Annotated in this window: 19 protein-coding genes, 2 pseudogenes and 1 riboswitch; of the genes and pseudogenes, 4 read left to right on the top strand and 17 right to left on the bottom strand. The window is 60.0% G+C overall.

The genetic code is table 11. From position 1 onward, the window contains the following. Positions 1 to 87: 87 nt before the first annotated feature. From FH08_RS0131480 to FH08_RS0131435, 10 genes are all read right to left on the bottom strand, one after another. On the bottom strand, positions 88 to 357 hold the full coding sequence (locus FH08_RS0131480; RefSeq protein WP_031362173.1) for an STAS domain-containing protein: 270 nt from the start codon (positions 355 to 357) through the stop codon (positions 88 to 90). Further along, complete coding sequence (locus tag FH08_RS0131475; RefSeq protein ID WP_031362172.1) at positions 354 to 983, bottom strand: MlaC/ttg2D family ABC transporter substrate-binding protein; 630 nt, start codon at positions 981 to 983, stop codon at positions 354 to 356. The genes FH08_RS0131480 and FH08_RS0131475 overlap by 4 nt, the downstream gene beginning before the upstream one ends. Positions 984 to 1,106: 123 nt before the next feature. Then, on the bottom strand, positions 1,107 to 2,030 hold the full coding sequence (locus FH08_RS0131470; protein WP_031362171.1) for a VacJ family lipoprotein: 924 nt from the start codon (positions 2,028 to 2,030) through the stop codon (positions 1,107 to 1,109). 109 nt (positions 2,031 to 2,139) lie between these two features. Next, positions 2,140 to 2,697 (bottom strand): outer membrane lipid asymmetry maintenance protein MlaD, encoded by a 558-nt coding sequence (gene mlaD, locus FH08_RS0131465; RefSeq protein WP_031362170.1) that lies wholly within the window; start codon positions 2,695 to 2,697, stop codon positions 2,140 to 2,142. A 118-nt stretch (positions 2,698 to 2,815) separates the two neighbouring features. Beyond that, positions 2,816 to 3,583, bottom strand: a complete 768-nt coding sequence (gene mlaE, locus FH08_RS0131460) for a lipid asymmetry maintenance ABC transporter permease subunit MlaE (RefSeq protein ID WP_031362169.1) — start codon at positions 3,581 to 3,583, stop codon at positions 2,816 to 2,818. Continuing rightward, positions 3,580 to 4,398, bottom strand: a complete 819-nt coding sequence (locus tag FH08_RS0131455) for an ABC transporter ATP-binding protein (protein WP_031362168.1) — start codon at positions 4,396 to 4,398, stop codon at positions 3,580 to 3,582. The genes mlaE and FH08_RS0131455 overlap by 4 nt, the downstream gene beginning before the upstream one ends. A 117-nt stretch (positions 4,399 to 4,515) precedes the next feature. Next, a complete protein-coding gene (gene thiE, locus FH08_RS50715; RefSeq protein ID WP_075583403.1) occupies positions 4,516 to 5,577 on the bottom strand; it encodes a thiamine phosphate synthase in 1,062 nt (353 codons plus the stop codon). A gap of 2 nt (positions 5,578 to 5,579) precedes the next feature. Beyond that, entirely contained in the window at positions 5,580 to 6,392 is an 813-nt protein-coding gene (locus FH08_RS0131445; protein WP_031362166.1) for a thiazole synthase, read from the bottom strand. A gap of 22 nt (positions 6,393 to 6,414) precedes the next feature. Then, positions 6,415 to 6,612 carry a sulfur carrier protein ThiS gene (thiS, locus tag FH08_RS0131440; protein ID WP_031362165.1) on the bottom strand — a complete coding sequence of 66 codons (198 nt, stop codon included), beginning with the start codon at positions 6,610 to 6,612 and terminating at the stop codon, positions 6,415 to 6,417. 8 nt (positions 6,613 to 6,620) lie between these two features. Beyond that, on the bottom strand, positions 6,621 to 7,778 hold the full coding sequence (locus FH08_RS0131435; protein WP_235210563.1) for an FAD-dependent oxidoreductase: 1,158 nt from the start codon (positions 7,776 to 7,778) through the stop codon (positions 6,621 to 6,623). A gap of 215 nt (positions 7,779 to 7,993) precedes the next feature. Next, positions 7,994 to 8,125, bottom strand: a riboswitch (TPP riboswitch). Between the two features lie 390 nt (positions 8,126 to 8,515). Between FH08_RS0131435 and FH08_RS0131430 the strand changes: the two genes are divergently transcribed. Then, complete coding sequence (locus FH08_RS0131430) at positions 8,516 to 10,267, top strand: ABC transporter ATP-binding protein/permease (RefSeq protein WP_031362163.1); 1,752 nt, start codon at positions 8,516 to 8,518, stop codon at positions 10,265 to 10,267. Between the two features lie 151 nt (positions 10,268 to 10,418). Beyond that, positions 10,419 to 11,672, top strand: coding sequence for an MFS transporter (locus FH08_RS0131425; protein ID WP_031362162.1), 1,254 nt, complete (start codon positions 10,419 to 10,421; stop codon positions 11,670 to 11,672). Between the two features lie 102 nt (positions 11,673 to 11,774). On the opposite strand, the gene FH08_RS0131420 is transcribed toward FH08_RS0131425, so the two are convergent. From FH08_RS0131420 to FH08_RS0131390, 7 genes and pseudogenes are all read right to left on the bottom strand, one after another. Further along, on the bottom strand, positions 11,775 to 12,545 hold the full coding sequence (locus FH08_RS0131420) for a carbonic anhydrase (RefSeq protein WP_035567564.1): 771 nt from the start codon (positions 12,543 to 12,545) through the stop codon (positions 11,775 to 11,777). A gap of 108 nt (positions 12,546 to 12,653) precedes the next feature. Beyond that, a pseudogene (locus FH08_RS53635) lies at positions 12,654 to 12,919 on the bottom strand (hypothetical protein); the annotation flags it as partial. Positions 12,920 to 13,037: 118 nt separating this feature from the next. Further along, positions 13,038 to 13,500: pseudogene (locus tag FH08_RS0131410) on the bottom strand (HsdM family class I SAM-dependent methyltransferase); the annotation flags it as partial. Positions 13,501 to 13,520: 20 nt separating this feature from the next. Then, positions 13,521 to 13,961, bottom strand: coding sequence for a DUF29 domain-containing protein (locus tag FH08_RS0131405; protein WP_031362158.1), 441 nt, complete (start codon positions 13,959 to 13,961; stop codon positions 13,521 to 13,523). A gap of 143 nt (positions 13,962 to 14,104) precedes the next feature. Beyond that, positions 14,105 to 15,571 (bottom strand): glutamate synthase subunit beta, encoded by a 1,467-nt coding sequence (locus FH08_RS0131400; protein WP_031362157.1) that lies wholly within the window; start codon positions 15,569 to 15,571, stop codon positions 14,105 to 14,107. Positions 15,572 to 15,658: 87 nt separating this feature from the next. Further along, a complete protein-coding gene (locus FH08_RS0131395) occupies positions 15,659 to 20,362 on the bottom strand; it encodes a glutamate synthase-related protein (RefSeq protein ID WP_031362156.1) in 4,704 nt (1,567 codons plus the stop codon). A gap of 358 nt (positions 20,363 to 20,720) precedes the next feature. Continuing rightward, positions 20,721 to 21,428, bottom strand: coding sequence for a transposase (locus FH08_RS0131390; RefSeq protein ID WP_031362155.1), 708 nt, complete (start codon positions 21,426 to 21,428; stop codon positions 20,721 to 20,723). 272 nt (positions 21,429 to 21,700) lie between these two features. On the opposite strand from FH08_RS0131390, the gene FH08_RS0131385 reads away from it, so the two are divergent. After that, a complete protein-coding gene (locus tag FH08_RS0131385; RefSeq protein ID WP_031362154.1) occupies positions 21,701 to 22,426 on the top strand; it encodes an OmpW/AlkL family protein in 726 nt (241 codons plus the stop codon). A gap of 337 nt (positions 22,427 to 22,763) precedes the next feature. Then, a complete protein-coding gene (locus tag FH08_RS0131380; RefSeq protein ID WP_031362153.1) occupies positions 22,764 to 23,141 on the top strand; it encodes a DUF883 family protein in 378 nt (125 codons plus the stop codon). Positions 23,142 to 23,284: the final 143 nt, after the last annotated feature.

Genomic DNA, 23,284 nt, shown 5'->3' with positions numbered 1-23,284 from the left:
AGAGGTTAGCCGCTGGCGAGTCCAGAACAAACCCTGCAAGGTGCGTTCGATCGATATCAAACGCGCCGATGATTCAGCAGGACAGGGTCAATGTCGGAAGGTGAGGAGCGTGTCTACGCCATAGGCTTGCGCGAGACTGGCAAGCCCGGAGGGAAGGTTGACGACGGTGAGCGCCGCGCCGCGAGCCGCTGCCGCGCGTTGCCACGCGAGCAGCACGGCGAGCGCCGACGAGTCGAATTGCTTGAGCGACGCGCAATCGACTTCGGTCGCGCCCGCGGCGATCCGCGACAAACCCGCGTCGAGCGCGCTTCTTGCGCTCTCGTGCGTGAGCGTCGCGGCGGTTTCGAAGCGACTCACGATGCCTTGCCGTTCGCCAGTTGCTGGTTACGCTGCGTGAGGAACTGGACCAGCCCGTCCACGCCGTGTTGCTGGATCTGCTCGTTGAACTGCTGCTGGTAAGCCTGGATCAGCCACGCGCCGAGCACGTTGATGTCATAGACCTTCCAGCCCTGCGGTGTCTTGTACAGACGGTAGTCGAGCTCGATCGGCGAACCGTTGTTCAGCACCACCGAGCGCACCACCACGTCTGTGTCGCTAGGATCCGCGCGGAACGGCTTGTACTGGACTTGCTGGTCGCGAACCTGCGCCAGCGCACCCGAATACGTGCGGATCAGCAGCATCTTGAACTGCTCGACAATGTCTTTCTGCTGTTGCGGCGTGGCCGTATTCCAGTTGCGTCCCATGACGAGACGCGTGGTACGCGTGAAGTCCGTGTACGGCAGGATCTTCTCGTTCACCAGTTGCGTAATGCGCGAGAGGTTGCCCGACTGGATCTGCTTGTCGCCCCTGATCTGATCAAGCACTTGCGACGTGACCGTCTTGACCAGCCCGTCCGGGGTGGACATGTCGGCAGCTTGCGCGAACGCGCCGCTACAAAACGCCATCAGCACAGCAAACAGGGGAAGTAGAAATAGTTTTTTCATTACGGACTCTGCAAAAAAAGTGGCCTGAGTTTGAGCGTGGTGTTCAGCATGAGTTCATCTTCCACGCCCATTCAGCCATCGAAGTGCTTTCGTTATATTACCGGGTCGTCATCCTGCACGCTTTTAACGCAGCCTGAACGACGGGAATGACGGAATCCGCGGGGGCACCATTTGGTCCGGCCGCACTGAAGTCTCGCCGGGCCCGCTCGCGCCAGCCGCGCCGGAAGCCGCTTCCGATCCCGACGCCGCTGCAGCCGGCGCTGCCGTAGTTGCCGTGGTTGCTGAAGCAGGCGCCGCGCCTGCTGCCGCGCCACTGTCCACATCCTCGTACTTCGGCAAGGATTCGTTACTATCGCTCGCGCTGTTATCGCCGCCGATAAGATACTGGCGGCGCTGCAGGTACGCATTGCGCACGAACGAATACTTGTCGAGCGCAGCGCCCGACAGCACATCGCCCGCGCCGAGCAGGTTGGCCCGCGTGTTGACCAGTTGCACGCCGAACAGCGTGGTGCGGATCCAGGCCGGATCCACATAGCTTGTCACGCTGCCGAAATAATCGACAACCGTGCCCGCCGTATCACGCACAGTACTCGGCCCCAACAGCGGCAGCACGACATACGGACCCGCCGGCACGCCGTAATGGCCCAGCGTCAGGCCGAAATCCTGCGTGTGCTTCGGCAGCCCGGCAACACTCGCGACGTCGAATAAACCGGCCACGCCGAAGATTGAGTTCATCACGACACGCATGATGTCGGACACGCCGTCGGCAATCTTCAACTGCACCAGATTGTTCGCAGCCGTATAAATATCGCCGATATTGCCGAAGAAGTTCGTGACGCTGTCGCGCACCGGCTGCGGTGTAACGTACACGTAACCCTTCGCAATCGGCTTGAGCGCGACTTCATCGATCTTGTCGTTGATCGTGAACATCGTCCGGTTGTAACTCTCGAACGGATCGCCTTTGGTCGGTGTCGTGACGGTTGCACACCCGGCAAGCACCGCCACAGCCACCATCACAGCCGCGCTACTTACGCGCATTGCCTGCATTTCTTTTTCTCCTTATTGATGCTGACCCGAAGGCTGGCCCGTACTGCGAGATCGGCCTGCCTTCGACTGCCTGGAATTTCCCGGCTCACTTAGCTACTCACCGAGCGACTCACTTAGCGGCCGCGCTCGCGCCCATCGCACTCGCGGCGCCCGGGGATGCCGGGGCGGCAGGCGTTGCAGCGGAGCTTGCCGGGCTCTTGGAGGCACCCGAATCCGCCGCCTTGTTGTACAGGAATTGCCCGATCAGATTCTCAAGAACCACCGCCGATTGCGTCATCGAAATGGTGTCGCCAGCTTTGAGCATCTGGTCGTCGCCACCCGGCTCCAGGCCGATGTACTGCTCGCCGAGCAAGCCCGACGTGAGAATCTTTGCCGACGAATCCTTCGGAAACTGGTATTGCTTGTCGAGATCGATCGTAACCAACGCCTGATACGTGTTCTGGTCAAAGCCGATGGAATCCACGCGGCCCACCGTCACGCCCGCGCTCTTAACCGGCGCACGCGGTTTCAGCCCGCCGATATTGTCAAATTTCAGCCTCACCGCGTAGGTCGGCTGAAACGACAGCGAACTCATGTTGCCCGCCTTCAACGCAAGGAATAACAGCGCCACAAAGCCCAGCACCACGAAGAGGCCGACCCAAAAGTCGAGAGCAGCAGTCTTTTTCATCGTCTTCCCAAAGAATCTTGTCGCAGTTTTTTGCGTGAAGGACTGTGCCCTTCACAACGTCCACGAACCGGTGAGCAGAATCGCCCCGCAAAAAGCGTCGCGGTCCTGACCGGAGTAGTCAGTTGAACATCAGCGCGGTCAGCAGGAAATCCAGCCCGAGCACGGCCAGCGAGCCGTACACCACCGTTTTCGTGGTTGCGCGCGAAACGCCTTCCGGCGTCGGCTGGGCTTCATAACCCTGGAACAACGCGATGAACGTCACGGCGAAGCCGAACACCAGGCTCTTGATCACGCCGTTACCTACATCGCTCCATACGTCGATGCCGCCTTGCATCTGGGACCAGAACGCTCCCGAATCCACGCCAATCATCAGCACGCCGACCACATAACCGCCGAAAATGCCGACCGCGCTGAAAATGGCCGCTAGCACCGGCATGGCGATGATGCCCGCCCAGAAGCGCGGCGCGACCACCACCTTGAGCGGATCGACGGCCATCATTTCCATGGCGGTGAGCTGCTCGCCGGCTTTCATCAGGCCGATCTCGGCCGTCAGCGACGTCCCCGCACGGCCGGCGAACAGCAACGCGGTTACCACCGGCCCGAGTTCGCGCACCAGCGACAGCGCGACCAGGAGGCCGAGCGCCTGTTCGGAGCCGTATCGGTTGAGGGTGAGATACCCCTGCAAACCGAGCACAAAACCCACGAACAAGCCCGAAACCGCAATGATCAACAGCGAATAATTACCGACAAACAGGATCTGTTTCGTGACAAGGCGCGGCCGGCGCATCAAAGGAAAGAATTCGACGACCAGGCGCAGGAACATCCGCGTCGCGTAACCAATCGTGCCGAAGCTGCCGAGCACCGTACGTCCGATGGCGCTGATCATGCCTTTGCTCCGAGTCCAAAGTCCGCCGCCAGCGGCGTCGTGCTTGGATAGTGAAATTTGAACGGGCCGTCCGGCGTACCGTCGATAAACTGCCGAATCGACGGGTCCTGAGACGCTCGCAACTGCGCCGGCGTGCCTTCAGCCAGAACGCCGCCGTTCGCGATGAAATACACGTAATCAGCAATGGCGAACGATTCCGGCACGTCGTGCGTCACCAGAATGGATGTGGCGCCCAGCGCGCTGTTCAGCGTGCGAATCAGGTTCGCCGTGATGCCGAGCGAAATGGGATCGAGGCCGGCGAACGGCTCGTCGTACATCATCAGTTCGGGATCCAGCGCAATGGCGCGGGCGAGCGCCACGCGGCGGGCCATACCGCCGGATATTTCCGACGGCGCGAGATCGCGCGCACCGCGCAAACCGACCGCGTTGAGCTTCATCAGCACGAGGTCGCGCAAGAGCTCTTCGGGGAGGTCGGTGTGTTCCCGCAGCGGGAACGCGACGTTATCGAATACGGATTGGTCGGTGAAAAGTGCGCCGAACTGGAACAGCATGCCCATCTTGCGGCGAAGCTCGTAAAGGCCCTCGCGCGTCTGTGTGCCGACATCCTTGCCGCCGAACAACACCTGGCCGCGTTTAGCCTTCACCAAACCGCCGATCAGGCGCAGCACGGTCGTCTTGCCGCAGCCGGAACCGCCCATGACAGCCACGACCTGACCGCGCTTGAAGCGCATGTTCAGGTTCGACAGAATGAGCCGGTCGCCGTAGCCGAAATCGACGTCGCGAAGCTCTAGCAAGGTCTCGGGAGAAGCTGACACGGAGGCTGACAATCCTTTTACGCGAGAGGCCGAATTATAGGGCCTCTGCATGACAGGTGTCGTGGCGGCCCCTTTCGACTGGTTTAATGATCTGAACTTTCTTCCGAATGCGGGGCATTATCGCCCGAATTCGTGTTGCAGCGCAGAAATGGCCGCAGCCAGTTCCGGCGCCTCTGTAACAGCCCGTACTACTGCTGCGCTTCCAACACCAGTCGACAGAACCTGCCGCAAAACCGCGCCGTTCACGCCGCCGATTGCAACAAGCGGCACGATGCCGTCCAGCAAGCGCACGTAACGCGTCAAACGCGACAAACCTTGTGGCGCCGTCGGCATGACTTTCGTCGTGGTGGGGAACACCGCGCCGAGCGCAAGGTAGCTGGGCTTGAAATGCAGCGCCTTCAGCATTTCATAGTAGCCATGCGTCGACAGTCCGAGGCGCAGGCCCGCTTCGGCGATCGCGTTCAGGTCGGCCGTTTCCACGTCCTCCTGGCCGAGATGCACGCCGTACGCGCCAGCCTTGATGGCTTCTTGCCAATGATCGTTGATGAAAAGCTGTGCCTCGTGCTTCGCGCCCGCAGCCACCGAACGTTCTATTTCCTGCTTGAGATCGCCGGAATCGGTGGTCTTGCGCCGTAACTGCGCCGTTTGAACACCTTGATCAAGCACCCGTTCGACCCATTCCGCGCTCGGGAGGACCGGGTACAAGCCCAATCTGTCCGGGCAAGGAGGGAACGGCTTTGAAGGCGCCGCCGGCAAATTCGCGACCTTCGGGAACGTGGAAAAATCGACGGGCCACGCCTCGAGTTCATCCAGATTGGCCGGGCGCCACGCTAGCGCCAAAACGAGCGCGTCGTGAGGCTCGAAACCGCAATCGAGGAACGCGGCCAGCGCAGCCGGCCAATCATCCGACCATTCGCCTTCCAGCACGTACTCGACGTTGTCCAGATGCAGCGTCGCCCGCCCCGTTTCTACCGCCAGGCGCCCAACTCCCTGCGGCAGCGGCTCAACGCCACCATCGACGATCAAATCGCCCGGGCGCGGATGATCCAGTTCGCTCAGGCAAATGCGCCATAGCTTCGATCCCGCCGGCCAGTCACCCAGCCGCCGCCGGATTCGCTCGGCGGCTTCCAGGAGTTCATCGGCGGGCGGCCAAAATACTTCCTTGTCCAGCGACAACATGCTCATGCAGCACTCCCGTCTTGATGCCAGAACGGCATGCCGACAACCGGCGTGCTCGCTTGTGCGCTATCGCGCTCGGCCATTGGCCCGGCGAGATAGGCCATCCGCCCCGCCTCGACGCCCAGCGCAAACGCGCGCGCCATCTGGGGCGGAAACGTCGCCTGTGAGACGGCGGTGTTCAGCAACACACCGTCGAAACCCCATTCCATCACCTGGCACGCATGCGACGGCACGCCAAGACCCGCATCGACGATAAGCGGCACATCCGGCAACCGCTCGCGCAGCGTGCGCAATCCGTAGGGATTCGTCACACCTTTTCCCGTTCCGATAGGCGCGCCCCACGGCATCAACGCCTCGCAGCCGACATCGAGCAGACGCCGGCCGATCACCAGATCCTCCGTGCAATATGGCAGCACCTTGAAACCTTCGCGGATCAATATTCCAGCCGCTTCCACGAGGCCGATCGGATCGGGCTGCAGCGTGTAGTCATCGCCGATGAGTTCGAGCTTCAGCCACGGGGTATCGAAGAGTTCGCGCGCCATCCGCGCCGTGTTCAGCACTTCGTCCACGGTCTGGCAGCCGGCCGTGTTGGGCAGCAACGCGACGCCGTGACGCTTGAGGACATCGAAGAAACCAGCTTCGCCCGTACTCGATTGCCGCCGCAACGCGACGGTGACCATGCCGGGACGGGCGGCATCGATGGAATCCGACAGCGATTGCAGCGACGGATAGCGCGATGTCCCCAGCAGCACCCGGCTCGGGAATGACGTGCCGTAGAGCGTGAGGGTATCGGCTGTGGTGATGGTGGAAGCCATGATTCGATTCCTTTAGTGGAGCTCAGCCGCCGGCGACCGGCGAGACGACGTCGAGTTTGTCCCCGGCGGCGAGCACCTTCGATGCGTGTTCGCCACGCGCGACGAATTGCCCGTTCAGAGCCACCGCGAACGGCGGTTTTGCGCCGAATGCCGCGAGGGCGTCGGTGATGGTCGCCACGTCGGGCATGGAAAACGGCTGCTGATTGATGTGAATGTTCATGATGAAAGTCAAAGCACAGACGCCGCGTGTTCGCAGCGCAGCAAGGCGGACCAGCGGGCTTGGCGGCGCCAGTCGTCGAAGGAATCAGGGTCGGTGATCGCGCCGCCGAGCAGCGCTTCGGCAAGCGCTCGGGCGGAATCGGCGACTTCGGGCGCGATCATATAGCCGTGTCGATACAACCCGTTCACCCGCAAGGTTCGTGCGCCGTCCCAGACAATCGCCGGACGATGATCGGGCAAGGTCGGCCGGCATTGCGAATTGAGCTCGAGAATGCGCGCCTCGCCGAAACCCGGATGAACCGCGAACGCCGCGCTCAGGAGCTCGAGCGCCGAACGCACGGTCATCGGCGACATGTCTTCGCCTTCCACTTCGGTCGCGCCGATTACATAAAGGTCATCCTGCTTCGGCGCGATGTAGAGCGGATAGCGCGGATGCAGCAAGCGCACAGGCCGCGTCAGCCCGATTCCCGGAGCGTGCACACGCGCCACTTCGCCGCGAATGCCTCTTAACGCCGGCCACGCCGGTTTCCCGCCGAGGCCGCGGCAATCGATGACGAAATGCGCGTCCGGCGAGGTATGGGTATCGATCGTCGTATTCCAGTGGAGGTCAACGTGACGTTCGGCTAATGCCGCTGCCAGCGCGCTCAGCACCTGCCGGTTGTCGAGCTGGCCTTCGTTCGGCAGCAGCCAGCCTTGCGGAAAACGCGTGCCCAGAGACGGCTCCGCCGCCGCGACTTGCGCGCCGGAGAGTTTGACGAAGCCATCGCGGAAGAGCTCTGAAGGCGCGTTCGCGCGCAAACGGCGCTCGAACAGCGGCGCTTCGGCGCGGTCGCCGGCATGCCAGACGACCAGCGTGCCATTACGCTGGAAAAACACCGGTTCCGGCATATCGGCGATAAAACCCGGCCAGCGCTCAAGTGATGCCGCGCCGAGTTCAGTGATCAGCAATTCCGCGCTGGCGGCCTCGGCGAGCGGCGCGAGCATTGCCGCCGCGACCCATGCAGCCGATTGCGTGCCGGCGGCGTCGCCGCGGTCGTACAGCGCCACACGGTGCCCCGCACCCGCCAACAACCAGGCGACCAGCCGTCCGCACAAGCCACCGCCGACGACGGCAAAGTCGTCTCGCCAGGACGCACGGGAATGGGTGGAATGCACAACGGTGTTCACGATGACGATGCCTCCTCAGCAGACGCTGCAGAACGCACGGAGCACAGCACGGAAATCGAGATCGGGAGAAACGCCGGTTTCGAGCCCTGGTTGCACGCGCGGCGCACAAAAACACATTTCAGGGACGAAACCACGGCGAGAGATCGGAGAGAGCGGCTTGGGAGCGCATTGCGTGCGGCTCCTGTGCCAGCCAATACTGGAAGAAACTGGAAACGCGGCGGTTTCCGGAAACTTCCCTCGCCGGTATTACCCGGATCGGGTGCAAAGGGACTCTCTCAGCCTCGCCGCGCGTTTCTCCATTGTTTCCAAGGAGGGAGACGCGTGCCGAAGCACCCCTGTTTCGTCATCGATCATTAAAACATAAAAGCGAAACGACCCGCAAACGGGGCGGCCCGCGTAGGGCGGCCCGCTCTAAGGAAAAGCCCGGGGGCCCGTCGCGGACAAGATCGGACAGCCTTCCCTTTCGTTCGCGGTGCGCGCACTCTGGCACAATGCCGCGAACGTCAGGTTCGTCTGCCGCGGACGCATACGGCAAGCGCCTGGCTGTTGCATTGCATCGGCGGGTCAGTCGTCAGCCGGGCTGAGGATTAAGGAACAATTAAGCCACGCCCGAAACAATGCTCCGGCGCGCGCCGTCTTTAATGGCCTCTTACGATCATTGAGACGGGGCAAGACCATCCGCATCGATACCGCCAAGTTACAACCTGCCGCCGAGCCGGCACGTCTTCAGGAAGCTCATGACCACCACACCTCCCGGCAACACAGAACAAGACGCCGACAAAGTGTCGGCGTGGAGTCTTATCAAGCCTTACTGGGTATCGGAAGAACGCGGCATTGCATGGCTTTTACTGATCTCGATCATCGCGATCAATATGGCGGTCGTGTACATCAACGTCCGCCTGAACACCTGGAGCGCGGACTTCTACAACACGCTGCAAGCCAAGAGGGTCGCCGAGTTTCCGCGCTTGCTGCTGATCTTCGCGGGCCTCGCGTTCGCGTACATCCTGCTCGCCGTGTATGGCCGGTACCTGCGCCAGATGCTCGGCTTCCGGTGGCGCCAGTGGCTCACCCACCGATACCTCGAACAATGGCTCGGCGATAAAGCCTTCTACCGCATAGAACGCGATCGTCTCGCCGATAACCCCGACCAGCGGATTAGCGACGACCTGCAATCTTTCGCCACGACCACGCTTTCGTTGTCGCTGGACTTGTTATCGACGCTTGTCACGCTCGTGACCTTCATCACGATCCTGTGGACGCTGGCGGGCGCGCTGAGCTTTTCGTTGTTCGGTACGCCGATCAATATTCCGGGCTATATGGTCTGGGCCGCCGCACTGTACGCGGTGCTCGGCTCGCTCCTGATCCAGCGTTTTGGCCATCCGCTGGTATCGATTAATTACCAGGCGCAGAAAGTGGAAGCCAACTTCCGTTTCGGCCTGATCCGCATTCGTGAGAACGCCGAGCAAATCGCGTTCTATGACGGCATCGCGACGGAAAACCGCAACGCCAGGACCATCTTCGAAACGATCCGCCAGAACTACTGGCAGATCATGAAGTACACGCGGCGGATGACCTTCGTGCTGTCCTTCTACGGCCAGATCGCGATTATTTTCCCAATCATGGTCGCGGCTCCCCGCTACTTTGCAGGCGCATTCACGTTCGGCGTGCTGATGCAGATCAGTTCGGCGTTCGGCACGGTCAGCGACTCGTTTTCCTGGTTCATCAACAGTTACTCGACCTTGGTCGAATGGCGCGCCACCGTAAACCGGTTGCGCGAATTCAAGCGTGTGATGCGCTCCACGCACATCAAGGAAGCGATCTCACCGGCGACTGTCCACGGCGGCATCAACCTGCATTACACGAGCACCGACGCGTTGACCACGACCGGACTGAAGCTCGCGTTGCCAAACGGCACGCCACTCGCGAACGTCGCCGATGTGGTGGTGAAGCCGGGCTCGCGCTGGCTCGTGCAAGGTCCGTCCGGTTCAGGGAAAAGTACGTTGATGCGCGCGTTAGCCGGCTTGTGGCCGTTCGGTGACGGCACGATCGACGCGCCTGTCGACGCCAAGCTGATGTTCATTCCGCAGCAAAGCTACTTGCCGATCGGCACGTTGAAAGCGGCGTTGAGTTACCCGTCGACAGCGGAAGTCTTCTCCGATGATGACTGCCGCGAAGCCTTGCGCGCCTGCAACCTGAACGCCTACGGCACGCGTCTGGAGGAGTCCGGACACTGGGCGAAGATGATGTCGCCGGGCGAACAGCAGCGGCTGGCGGCTGCCCGTGTATTACTGCACAAGCCGGACTTCATGTTCCTCGATGAAGCCACCAGCGCGCTCGATGCCGAGAACGAGATGCTGATCTATACGGCCATCATCGATGCGTTGCCGAACGCCGCGATTGTCAGCGTGGCGCATCGCGAGTCGGTGACTGGGTTCCACGAGAGCCGAATCGAGATCGAGCGGGCGGGGGCTGAAAGCGTGGTGGTTTGAGATCGAACCACGTGCTCCATGTCCGGTAAGCACGGCCCTGAACGCGATGTGAATCCACAAGCAGGTTCTTTTTGACCTGCTTTTCCCGTTGAACGACGCACCGTAGAATGCTCCTGCGCCTGTACGGCAGGCTTTGAACGGGAGACGGGATTTGCGAGCGTTCGAGTGGTTCACCGAGCTGACGACGCGCGAGCGCCGCACGCTTTACGCGGGTTTCGGCGGTTACGCCGTCGATGCCTTCGACTTCATGATCTACTCGTTCCTCATTCCCACGCTGATCACCGCGTGGGGCATGACGAAGAGCGAAGCCGGGATGATCGCGACGAGCTCGCTGATTTCATCGGCTATTGGTGGCTGGCTCGCCGGCATTCTCTCCGACCGATACGGCCGCGTCCGCGTCTTGCAGTGGACGATCGGCACGTTTGCGTTCTTCACGTTTCTTTCCGGCTTCACGCATTCGTTCGGGCAGTTGCTGACCACGCGCACGCTGCAAGGCGTGGGCTTCGGCGGCGAATGGTCCGTGGTCACCGTGATGATGGCCGAGACCATTCGTTCGCCGCAGCATCGCGCCAAGGCAGTGGGTACCGTGCAGAGCAGCTGGTCATTCGGCTGGGGCGCCGCGGCGATCCTCTACTGGGCATTTTTCGCGTTGCTGCCGGAAGATACCGCTTGGCGCGCATGCTTCTGGATCGGTATCTTGCCGGCGCTGTGGATCCTCTACATTCGCCGCAACGTCAGCGACCCTGAGATCTATCTCGCCACACGCCGGGCGCGTGATGCCGGGACTGAAACCGCCACTTTCTCCGATATCTTCAAAGGCTCGCACCTCAAGACAACGATCCTCGGCAGCGCGTTGTGCACCGGCATGCTCGGCGGTTATTACGCCATCACCACGTGGCTGCCGACGTATCTCAAGACCGAGCGGCACCTGTCCGTGTTCAATACGAGCGGTTATCTCGTGGTGCTGATCGTCGGCTCGTTTTTGGGCTACGTGTTCGGGGCCATTCTCTGCGACAAGATTGGGCGGCGCGCGTCGTTCGTCCTGTTTGCTATCGGCTCGTTTCTGCTCGGGATGATCTACACAATGATCCCCATCACCGACCACACCATGCTGTTGCTCGGCTTTCCGCTCGGCATTGTCGTACAGGGGATATTTGCGGGCGTGGGCGCGTATTTATCGGAGCTGTACCCGAATGCGATACGCGGCTCGGGGCAGGGGTTTTGCTACAACCTCGGGCGCGGGTTAGGCTCGTTTTTCCCGATTCTTGTAGGCGTGCTTTCGCAGGGAATGTCGCTTGTCAAAGCGATTGGCATGGTGGCAGGGACCGGGTATTTGTTGGTGATCGTCGCGGCACTGTTGTTGCCGGAAACGCGAGGGAAGGTGTTGGATGCGGTGACGGGGTGACTTTCTTGATGATGAAGACGAAGCGGTTTTAGCCTGCGCTAAAACCGCTTCTTGTCTTACAGCGCGCCGTCTTTCGACGGGTGATTTCTCAGCGAGGTCGGATCACTCCACGTCCCAAATCTCACGTCCGTTGAGCGCTTGCACCGGGCGTTGATTGCCGTGATAAAAGCGCTGCATGGAATCGAGTTGCTGCTGCGTGATGATCATCCGTTCCTTGAACTCGATCCACGTCACGCCTTCCGAACACGGCGGCGTAGTCAGTGAACCGCTATACGTGTAGTAGCTCGTTTGTTTGGGCAGCAGGTCGAACGGATTCACCATCACAGCATTCACCTTGAACTCCGCCCCCTTCTCCTTCGGGATACGGTCCAGCATCGTCTGGATGACGGGATTGGGATGATCGCCGATCTGGAACTGAACGGCCAAAACGAGGAGCTTGCCGTCCTCGGATCGGTGGACGAGGTGAGCGTCCATCACGCTTTCCTTGCCAGCAAAACGTTCTTCACCCGGTGAATGAAAGTGGAACTGAACGAGTTGGTAGGCTTGATCGCCGAGCGTGATGCCTTCGGTACCGGGCGTCGCGTTAAATTGAACGGCGTGGCCGGTGTTGATGATATCGATGGGAAGGGGCTTGTAGTTGATCTTCAGGCGGGGCATATCGGCTGGCGCTTTCTTTGCCTTCGCGATGTCAATCGGTGACTCGGCGCGGCCGCTTTCGCATGCGTGGAAGGCTTCGCCCATGGCGCCCCAGTGAGCAGGTCCGTGTTCGCCTTCGTACGTCCACCCGTGACCAGTGGTTTCAGCCGATGCGGTGAGTGAAACGAACGCCGCAAATAAGAACGCGCCGCTGGAGAATCGCTCGATCTTGTTCATTCCACGCCCCTGAATTTGTGAGGGCATGAGCATGCGCTGAGGCCTAACGCGAGGCTATCGGAGAAGTCGCAATAGCGGGGGATGGAAAGGGAAACAGTGCGACGAGCCTCACCATCCTCGCTCACCAATCCGCGGCGGTAGGCCGGAGCGGGCGCGCAACGCCTCGTACAACTGTCCGGGGCCCAGAAGGATGTCTTTGAGGCCGGCGCGCACTCGCGCAGAACTAAGTGCTTGGGTGCTCATCGTTGCATGGGCATCGAACGCATAATTGCGTTCTGCAACGCATCGGTGAGATCAGGAGAGTTGTCGAACTGTTGCTTACTATTGCTCATTGCTTGTTGCGCCAGCGTGTCGATCTCAAGGAGCTTGCTTTCGTCGCAGTGCTTCGTTCGACTTGCTTCTCATCGATTTCCCGACCGTCGTGTGCCGGTTTAAACGCGAGTTTGATTCCCCCGGCGCGTACGGCGAGATACGGCTTTGCAATATATGGCCGTAATCGAACTTGCGACCGCTATGCCCGTCGTCGGAAAGCGTATTGCCACCGGTGATATTGCTGACGTCTTGCCCTTTAATCAGCATGTCAGCTATACAGACGGCATAGGATTCGTCGTTCAGCGCCTTGCCCAAACATAGTCAGCCGCGCAGCCGGATCATGCTGAAGCAGAAACTCGCCTGCCATGGACAGCATTCCACCAGTACCCGCTGTTAGATCGTAAATAGCTCGGACTACTGCACTTCTAGATTTAAGCACGACATTGTCTTCAATGAACAGCAGGCTCACCATCAGGCGAACCACTTCGCGCGGTGTGAAGTGTTCACCCGCCGTCTCATTCGAGATCTCGGCGAACTTGCGGATCAACTCTTCGAAGGCCAATCCCATTAGATGGTTGTCGACCGCGCCCGGATACAAGTCGAAACCGGCATACTTCTCAGTGACGAGGTAAAGCAAGTTGAACGCGGCAAATTTTTATATCATTACAACCAGCTTTCGGGATAAAAATCCTGGGAGAGAATCTCTTCGACCGACCACGCGCAGCCTTCCGGGAACACATCCAAGCCGGTTTCATCGACGGCTTTACTTACCCCGTCCGACCAACTTTCTGCGAGCCAGTCCGGGTCCGTAAGCGATCCGTTAAGGCTTGGCGTTTTCTTCAACCGCAAACCAAGCACTTTGCGTTGCTCCTTGATGGTTCGTTTCCAACTGCTGGTTCGATGGCTCGGCTGATACTCCCACTTGAGCAGATGGGCCAATAGCACAGCCATGCGGCTGCCCAAGTCGCGTTGCTCGCTCCTGCCCACGTCCTCGATCTCCTCGGCGATATGTTCGATATCGATAGCCGATAGCTTCCCCGAGCGCAGCAACGCCGCCTGCTCTTGAGCCCAGGCCACCACGTCTTGTTTGTAGGTCGTTCCCATGCACATCCTCCCGCTCTTGGATCGAGTTGCTCTAGCAAGCCTCATCGACGGCAGTATCGCGAGTTTAACTTTGGGGAATACAGATAAAAAAACGGGCTCACATCGAGCCCGGTTTCCTTTCCAGCACCACGCGACAAACGATCTCAGCGCGGCAACTCGGTACACCCCATCAAAAACGCATCCACCGATCTTGCGCACTGCCGCCCTTCACGAATCGCCCAAACAACCAGCGACTGGCCACGCCGCATATCCCCAGCGGTGAACACCTTGGGCACTGAAGTGAAGTAAGCCTTCTCCCCTTCGGTAGAAGCCTTCACATTCCCGCGCGCGTCTTTATCGACACCAAACGCCTCGAGCACGGGCGACGCGGGTTGCGTAAAGCCCATCGCGAGCAGCACCAGATCGGCCTTCATTTCGAACTCCGATCCCGCCACTTCCTGCATCTTCCCGTCCTTCCATTCCACGCGCACGGCGATCAGCTTTTCAACCTTGCCGTTCTTGCCTTCGAAGCGCTTGGTCGCCACAGACCAATCGCGCTCGCAACCTTCCTCATGCGACGACGACGTACGCAACTTGATCGGCCAGTACGGCCAAACCAGCGGCTTGTTCTCGACTTCAGGCGGCTGCGAAAGCAACTCGAACTGCGTCACGCTTTTCGCGCCATGCCGATTCGATGTCCCAACGCAATCCGAACCCGTATCGCCGCCACCAATCACGACAACGTGCTTGCCCTTCGCGATCAACTGATCGACGACCGTGTCGCCAGCATTTACCTTGTTCTGCAGCGGCAGGAATTCCATTGCGTAATGGATGCCTTGCATTTCACGTCCAGGCACCGGCAAATCACGCGGCGTTTCCGATCCACCTGCAATCACGACAGCGTCGAACTGCTCGCGCAACTCTTCGGGCGAAATGGTTTCACGCGATGAATTCGCGATATGCCCCGGCAACGGATCTTTACCGATAAACACATTGGTCCGGAACGCCACGCCTTCGGCTTCCATCTGCCGCATGCGGCGATCGATCAGCCACTTTTCAAGCTTGAAATCGGGGATGCCATAGCGCAGCAATCCACCAATCCGATCGTTCTTTTCGAACACGGTCACGTCATGCCCCGCACGCGCGAGTTGCTGCGCAGCGGCCAATCCGGCAGGACCCGATCCGACCACGGCCACCTTCTTGCCGGTCTTGTGCTTCGACGGCAAGGGAGCGACCCAGCCTTCGGCCCACGCTTTATCGATGATCGCGTGTTCGATCGACTTGATGCCGACCGGATCGTCGTTGATGCCAAGCGTGCACGCGGTTTCACACGGCGCCGGACAAATGCGCCCAGTGAACTCCGGGAAGTTGTTCGTGGAATGCAGCACTTCAATGGCCGTCTTCCAGTTCTGCTGGAACACCAGGTCGTTGAAGTCTGGAATGATGTTGTTCACCGGACAGCCGTTGTTGCAGAACGGAATGCCGCAATCCATGCAGCGCGCGCCCTGGATCTTCGCGTTCTCGTCCGACAGCGCGTGAACGAATTCCTTGTAATGCTTGACGCGAGCGAGCGGCGCTTCGTACGTCTCATGCTGGCGCTCGAACTCGAGAAAACCGGTTGCTTTGCCCATGTGGTTCTCTTTCTCTGTATTGGGGGTTAATCCACCCTTCGACGTCTAACGCCGAAGGGCCGTACTAGATCAGGTTCCGCGGAAAATTCAGGCCGCGATCGCTTCCTTCGCTTTCTTCGCACCCATCTCGCCAAGCGCACGCTTGTACTCTGTCGGGAATACCTTCACGAATTGACGACGTGATGCATCCCAGTTCTCGAGCAACGCTTTCGCACGCGTCGACCCGGTGGACTGGAAGTGTCGCTCGATCAGCTCCTTGAGCAACGCTTCGTCGGTCTTGCCGGTGTGCCACAAAGCCCGGTCCACCGTGCGTTCCTGTTCTGCCTGCTGCAAGACAGGATCGAGTGCGACCATCGCCTTGTTGCACTTGCCGCCGAAGGTGCCGTCTGCATCGAAGACAAACGCCATGCCGCCCGACATGCCCGCCGCGAAGTTGCGCCCGGTTTCGCCGAGCACGACCACCGTGCCCCCGGTCATGTATTCGCAACCGTGATCGCCGGTGCCTTCCACGACCGCCGTCGCGCCCGAGTTGCGCACGGCGAAACGCTCGCCCGCGACGCCCCGGAAATACGCTTCGCCTTCAATCGCGCCGTACAACACCGTGTTGCCGCAGATGATGTTTTCCTCCGACTTGCCGCGGAAGTCGTTAGTCGGGCGAATGATGATGCGCCCGCCCGACAACCCCTTGCCGACGTAGTCGTTGCCATCGCCGACGAGATCCAGCGTGATGCCCTTCGCCAGGAACGCACCGAAACTCTGGCCCGCCGTGCCCTTCAACTGGATGTGAATCGAGTCGTCAGGAAGGCCGTCGTGACCGTACTTGCGCGCGATCAAACCGGACAACATCGCGCCGACCGTGCGGTTCACGTTGCGCACCGGCTGAATGAACGAGACATGCTCGCCCTTCTCAATAGCCGCCGCCGACTTCTCGATCAGCACATGATCCAGCGCCTTCTCAAGCCCGTGATCTTGCGTCTCGACGTGCTTCGTCGCAATGCTGCCGTCGTTCGGCACTTGGTAAAACACCTTCGAGAAGTCCAGGCCCTTCGCCTTCCAGTGCTCGACGCCCTTCTTCGTATCGAGCAATTCAGCGTGACCGATCAGGTCATCGAACTTGCGGATGCCCAGTTGCGCCATGATTTCGCGCACTTCTTCCGCGATAAAGAAGAAGAAGTTCACCACATGTTCCGGCTGTCCCGTGAACTTGGCGCGCAGCACCGGATCTTGCGTCGCGACGCCGACCGGGCACGTGTTCAGGTGACACTTGCGCATCATGATGCAACCCTGGACGACGAGCGGCGCGGTCGCGAAACCGAATTCATCGGCGCCGAGCAGCGCACCGATCACCACGTCGCGGCCGGTCTTCATCTGACCATCGGCCTGCACGCGGATACGGCCGCGAAGGCGGTTGAGCACCAGCGTTTGCTGCGTTTCGGCCAGACCCAGTTCCCACGGCGTGCCGGCGTGCTTCAACGACGACAAGGGCGAAGCGCCCGTGCCGCCATCATGCCCCGCAATCACGACGTGATCGGCCTTCGCCTTTGCAACGCCGGCGGCAACGGTGCCAACGCCCACTTCCGACACCAGCTTCACCGACACGCTCGACGACGAGTTCACGTTCTTCAGATCGTGAATGAGCTGCGCCAGATCTTCGATCGAATAAATATCGTGGTGCGGCGGCGGCGAAATCAGGCCCACGCCCGGCACCGAATACCGCAGCTTGCCGATGTACTCGCTGACCTTGTGACCCGGCAGTTGTCCGCCTTCGCCCGGCTTCGCGCCCTGCGCCATCTTGATCTGGATCTGATCAGCCGACGACAGGTACTCCGCGGTCACGCCAAAGCGACCGGACGCCACCTGCTTGATCTTCGAGCGCAGCGAATCGCCGTCTTTCAACGGGATATCGGTGACGACTTCATCGCCGATCACGGACTTCATCGTGTCGCCGTTCTTGATCGGAATGCCGCGCAATTCGTTGCGATACCGGTTCGCGTCTTCACCGCCTTCACCCGTGTTCGACTTCCCGCCAATACGGTTCATGGCCACAGCCAGCGTGGCGTGCGCTTCGGTGCTGATCGAACCCAGCGACATCGCGCCAGTCGCGAAACGCTTGACGATCTCTTTCGCCGGTTCCACTTCGTCCAAAGGAATCGCCTTCGCTGGATCGACCTTGAACTCGAACAAACCACGGAACGTCATGTGACGCCGGGTCTGGTCGTTGATCAGATGCGCGTATTCCTTGTACGTCTGATACGAGTTGCTGCGCGTGGAATGCTGCAGCTTGGCGATGGCATCCGGCGTCCACATATGCTCTTCACCGCGCACGCGATACGCATATTCACCACCAGCATCGAGCATGGTCGCGAGCACGGGGTTCTCGCCAAACGCCTCGCGATGCAGGCGAATCGCTTCCTCGGCCACTTCGAAAATACCGATGCCGCCAACCTTCGACGCCGTGCCCTTGAAGTACTTCTCCACGAGTTCACTGGAAAGCCCGACCGCTTCGAAAATCTGCGCGCCGGTGTACGACATGTACGTGGAAATGCCCATCTTCGACATGACCTTGTACAAGCCCTTGCCCACCGCCTTCGTGTAGTTGTAGATGGCTTTATCGGCGGAAAGATCGCCCTTCAGGCCTTCGGCCATTTGTGCGAGCGTTTCCAGCGCGAGGTACGGATGCACGGCTTCCGCGCCGTACGCGGCGAGCAACGCAAAGTGATGCGTCTCGCGCGCCGAGCCCGTTTCCACGACCAGACCCGTGCTCGTGCGCAGACCGTGCTGCACGAGGTGCGTATGGATGGCGGACGTAGCGAGCAGCGCCGGAATAGCGAGGTTGTCGCGATCCATCTTGCGATCGGAGACGATCAGCATGTTGTAGCCGGATTTCACAGCATCCACCGCTTCCGCGCACAGCGAAGCGAGGCGCGCTTCCACGCCTTCATTGCCCCACACCACCGGATAGCAGATGCTCAACTCATACGAGCTGAACTTGCCGCCGGTGTATTTGTCGATAGCGCGAATCTTCGCGATGTCCTTGAAGTCGAGCACGGGCTGCGAGACTTCGAGACGCATCGTCGGGTTGATGTTGGTCGTGTCAAGCAAGTTCGGCTTCGGGCCGACGAACGACACCAGCGACATCACCATGTTCTCGCGGATCGGGTCGATCGGCGGGTTCGTGACTTGCGCGAAGAGCTGCTTGAAGTAGTGATACAGCGTCTTGTTCTTGTTCGACATTACCGCCAGCGGCGAGTCGTTCCCCATCGAACCGACGGCTTCTTCGCCCAGCTGCGCCATGGGCGCCATCAGGAACTTGACGTCTTCCTGCGTGTAGCCGAACGCCTGCTGACGATCCAGCAAAGCGGCTGCTTCACGGCGCTGCGTATCGACTTCCTCGGCCTTCGGCTCGATCTCGTCGAGCTTGATGCGCACAGCGTCGATCCAGCTCTTGTACGGCTTGCCGTTCGCGAGGTTGTCCTTGAGTTCCTTGTCGTCGATGATCCGGCCTTGCTCCATATCGATCAGGAACATCTTGCCCGGCTGCAGACGCCACTTCTTCACGATCTTCGATTCCGGCACCGGCAGCACGCCCGATTCCGATGCGAGGATCACGAGGTCGTCGTCGGTGATGACATAACGCGCCGGACGCAGGCCGTTACGGTCGAGCGTAGCGCCAATCTGGCGGCCGTCCGTGAACGCGATCGCAGCGGGGCCGTCCCACGGCTCCATCATGGCAGCGTGATATTCGTAGAACGCGCGGCGGTTGTCGTCCATCAGCGTGTGCTGTTCCCAGGCTTCGGGAATCATCATCATCATTGCGTGGACGAGCGGATAACCCGCCATGACCAGGAGTTCGAGGCAGTTATCGAACGATGCCGTGTCCGACTGGCCCGGATAAATCAGCGGCCACAGTTTCGGCAGGTCGTCACCCAGCACGTAGCTGGCGATCGCGCCGGTACGCGCGTTCAGCCAGTTGACATTGCCCTTCACGGTGTTGATTTCACCGTTGTGCGCAATCATCCGGTACGGGTGAGCGAGTTCCCACGCGGGGAACGTGTTCGTCGAGAAGCGCTGGTGCACGAGCGCGAGTGCGGAAACGGCGCGTTCGTCCTGCAGGTCGCGGTAATACACGCCCACCTGACCGGCCAGCAGCAGGCCCTTATAAACGACCGTACGCGCCGACATCGACGGCACGAAATATTCCTTGCCGTGCTTGAGCTTGAGCGCCTGAATCCGATGGCTGGCGGTCTTGCGGATCACGTACAGCTTGCGCTCGAGCGCATCGGTCACAACAATGTCCTTGCCCCGGCCGATAAAAATTTGCCGGATCAGCGGTTCGCTGGCCTTCACGGTCGGCGAAATGGGCATGGTGGCGTCGACGGGCACATCGCGCCAGCCGAGCACGAGCTGGCCTTCGGCCTTCACCGTGCGTTCCAGTTCCTGCTCGCACGCGAGACGCGACGCGTTTTCCTTCGGCAAGAAGATCATGCCGACGCCGTACTCGCCTTCCGGCGGCAGCGTCACGCCTTGCTTCGCCATTTCCTCACGATAAAACCCGTCCGGAATCTGGATCAGGATGCCCGCGCCGTCGCCCATCAGCTTGTCGGCGCCGACAGCGCCGCGATGGTCGAGGTTTTCGAGGATCTTCAGACCCTGCTGGATGATTTCATGGCGCTTCTTGCCCTTGATGTGCGCAACGAAGCCGACGCCACAGGAGTCGTGTTCGTTTTCGGGGTCGTACATGCCCTGCGCGGCGGGAGCGGAACCGAGAGTCGGCGGCAATTGATCGTTCATAGGTCACCGTGTTCTGTGGGGGGCCGCGGGCGGCCGTTGAACATGTTGTTGCGTTGTTTTGCGTTGCTTTTGTGCGTTGGTCGCGCCTCCGGCAGGCCAAGACCCTGAACCTGGGCGAAAAACGCGACGCCGGTCGAGCAAATTGACGCAACGCGTCACGAACTGCCGGAAAACGAAATATACGCGATGAATCAAAAAGTTGGCAATCAAAATGCGTTGATCTGACACCTATTATCGAGTTGGTGCATGATTGCCCCATTTAATTAGTTCCACATCAAATTCAGAGAAAAATAAACGGCATGCCGATTTTTGTCGTCATGCCGCTGAGTCATTCTTCAGTTCCAGCGCGAAAACGCCGTTAACGGGTCTGTGGAGTCTCGCGGATCTTGCGAGGACGGCCACGAGGCAACGGTGAGACGCGCCGGTTGGCGGCGCGCCCTGCCCACTCCCTGTACGAGTCGCTGCCGAGCACCCAGCCTTTGAGCGTCGCCTGCAGCAGCCGGTTGGCTTCGCGTTCGTCGAGCGGCTGCTCGCACAGCTCTGTATAGGCGCGCTGGCGTTCAAACGGTGTGTTGCCGAGCTTCCAGTACAGCGGGTGATCGGTTATGAGGCTGTCGAGCGTCACGCCGATGTGATGGCGATAGCTCGACCATTTGTAGTCTTGCGGGAGGGGCACGAGCTCTGCATGCACCGGCGCCATCTCGACTACGCGGCTCGCGAGCAGGAAGTAGGTTTCACCTTCGATCACCGTCGCCCGGTAGCGGCCTTCCCACAAGGTGCCGCGGCGGGCATAACGGCGATTGAAATGCGCGACATAGCGCCGGCCGACCGCCTGCATGGCTTTCGGGAGACTGGCTTCGTCTCGGGGAGTGACGAGGAGATGTACCGCCCCTGGCATCAGCGCATAAGCGTGGATGGCGAGATGGTGGTCGCGGGAGGCCGTGCGCAGGCATTCGATGAAAAGCTCGTAGTCCGGAGCTTCGACGAAAGCGGGCTGCTGGTCGAGACCGCGCAAGATGACATGCTGCGGCTGTTCGGGAACGTAGAGTCGTGCTAGCCGTGCCATGCTGGATTTTCCGTTGGTCGAGCGTTGGTCGGGTATTCCGGCGGTCCGTTAAAGCCACATTCTGGGCCACCTTGAAAATTTTCGTTCAAGTCGTGCGAGGGGATGCGTCAACCCATGCATCAACCATGCATGGATCGGGGAAATCAGGGGCTTGGCGCCGCGCTAACCCAATTAGAGCCAGCATTCTTCTTAGGGAAAACGCTCTGAGGCGAAGCATGGTTTGTTTCAAATGTTCTGTTCATAATTAGCGTGCTTTTTCGGAGGAGCACTCAATGAAAATAAAACGGGTTGTTACGGGGGTCGCCGCATTCGCGTGCATGTCTGGCGCAGCACATGCACAGTCGGCAAACACTTTTTTCGTCACGACAGGTTGGCTCCATTTCGCGCCTCTTTCCAGCAGCGGCCCGCTCAAGGAAACGAGCGTAGGTGGATCGCCGGTCGGCGTTGAACTACCCAACACGGGCGCGAGCCTCTCCAGCGGGGACACCGCAGGCTTCACCGCCGGCTACTTTGTCACCGACCATATTGCCGGCGAATTCGTTCTCGGCATTCCGCCCTCGTTCGACTTGAAGGGTGAAAAGGGGTATTCGCAATATGGCACGCTCGGTTCGGCCAAACAGTGGAGCCCAACGCTGCTGCTGAAGTACTACTTCATGCAACCGCAGTCGAAAATTCGTCCGTACGTGGGCATTGGCGTGACGCACATTTCGTTCACCGACGCCAAGATCACGAATACCGACTTCGAAACTAACGTGCTGCATGGTCCGACCGACGTATCGACGGATAGTTCGTGGGCGCCCGTGTTTAATGCAGGCCTTACATACGCGTTCACCGATCATTGGTTTGCAGGTTTCTCCATCTCATTCATACCCGTTCACGCCACCGCCAAGCTTACAACCCAGGCGCAGACCCCGGTTGGCCAGCTCACCGTGAATTCGGAAGCGAAGCTGAAGCTGAACCCGATCGTGACGTATTTGAACGTCGGGTACCGGTTCTAAACGCGGTTCTAAATGCGGTTTTAAGCATCACCTTCCGCTCTGTTTTTATCGCTGTCCGTCTAAGCAAGACATGAAACAAACGCCGTTGCGAGGAATCCTCGCAACGGCGTTTGTCTTTCAGTGCTTGTAAATATGACGCGCGGCAAGCTTTTTTCCGCGCCTATCCTGGCAGTTTCTACTTTTTTTGATTTTCTGCTTTTCGCTGGATGGCTTGCGCGGCAAGGCTCGAGCGTGCAATGTTGAACGCCGCCGATCAACCGGCATCCAACTTGCTCACCTAGTATTTTTCCGCAACTTCGCGGCCCATCCACGATTCATCCATCGACGGAGCGATCCTATGAACGCATTCCCCAATACGCGAGATGCCCTCGGAGATTCATGGAACTCCACCAGCCGGCGCGCACGCCGCATTTCGCGTCACAGCCGCGACGCGGCGCAGGACATCGGCGGCGAATTGCGCACGCTGATTTCGGAGATTGAAGAAACGCTGTCGGAAGGGACGTCAGCTGACGTCTCCGCGCTGCGGGCCCAATTGGGCAAGAGCGTGGACTCTGCACGCGCACGTTTGAACGACACACAAGACGCCGTTCGCGCCCGCGCGAATGCGGCGCTAGCCGATGCGGACACCTACATTCACGACAAACCTTGGCAAACCATTGCCCTGGTCGGCGGCCTGGCGCTTGTAGCGGGCGTTTTGCTGGCCCGCGCCCGATAAGTTTTTTGCTTGTATCGATCGGCATAGGGGACGGCCAAGAGGCCGTTCCCCTGCCACACCACCCGGCATGCGGGTCCGCACCGGGCGGTTCGAGAAGTTGAGGTTATGAGAGTCGAGGTACACCCAGCCGGTCGAAGTAAGCG

Origin of the sequence: Caballeronia sordidicola, assembly GCF_000729995.1 — a bacterium.
GTDB lineage: Bacteria > Pseudomonadota > Gammaproteobacteria > Burkholderiales > Burkholderiaceae > Caballeronia > Caballeronia sordidicola_A.
The sequence above is the reverse complement of the archived record's forward strand: the minus strand, read 5'-3'. Positions and strand labels throughout refer to the sequence as shown.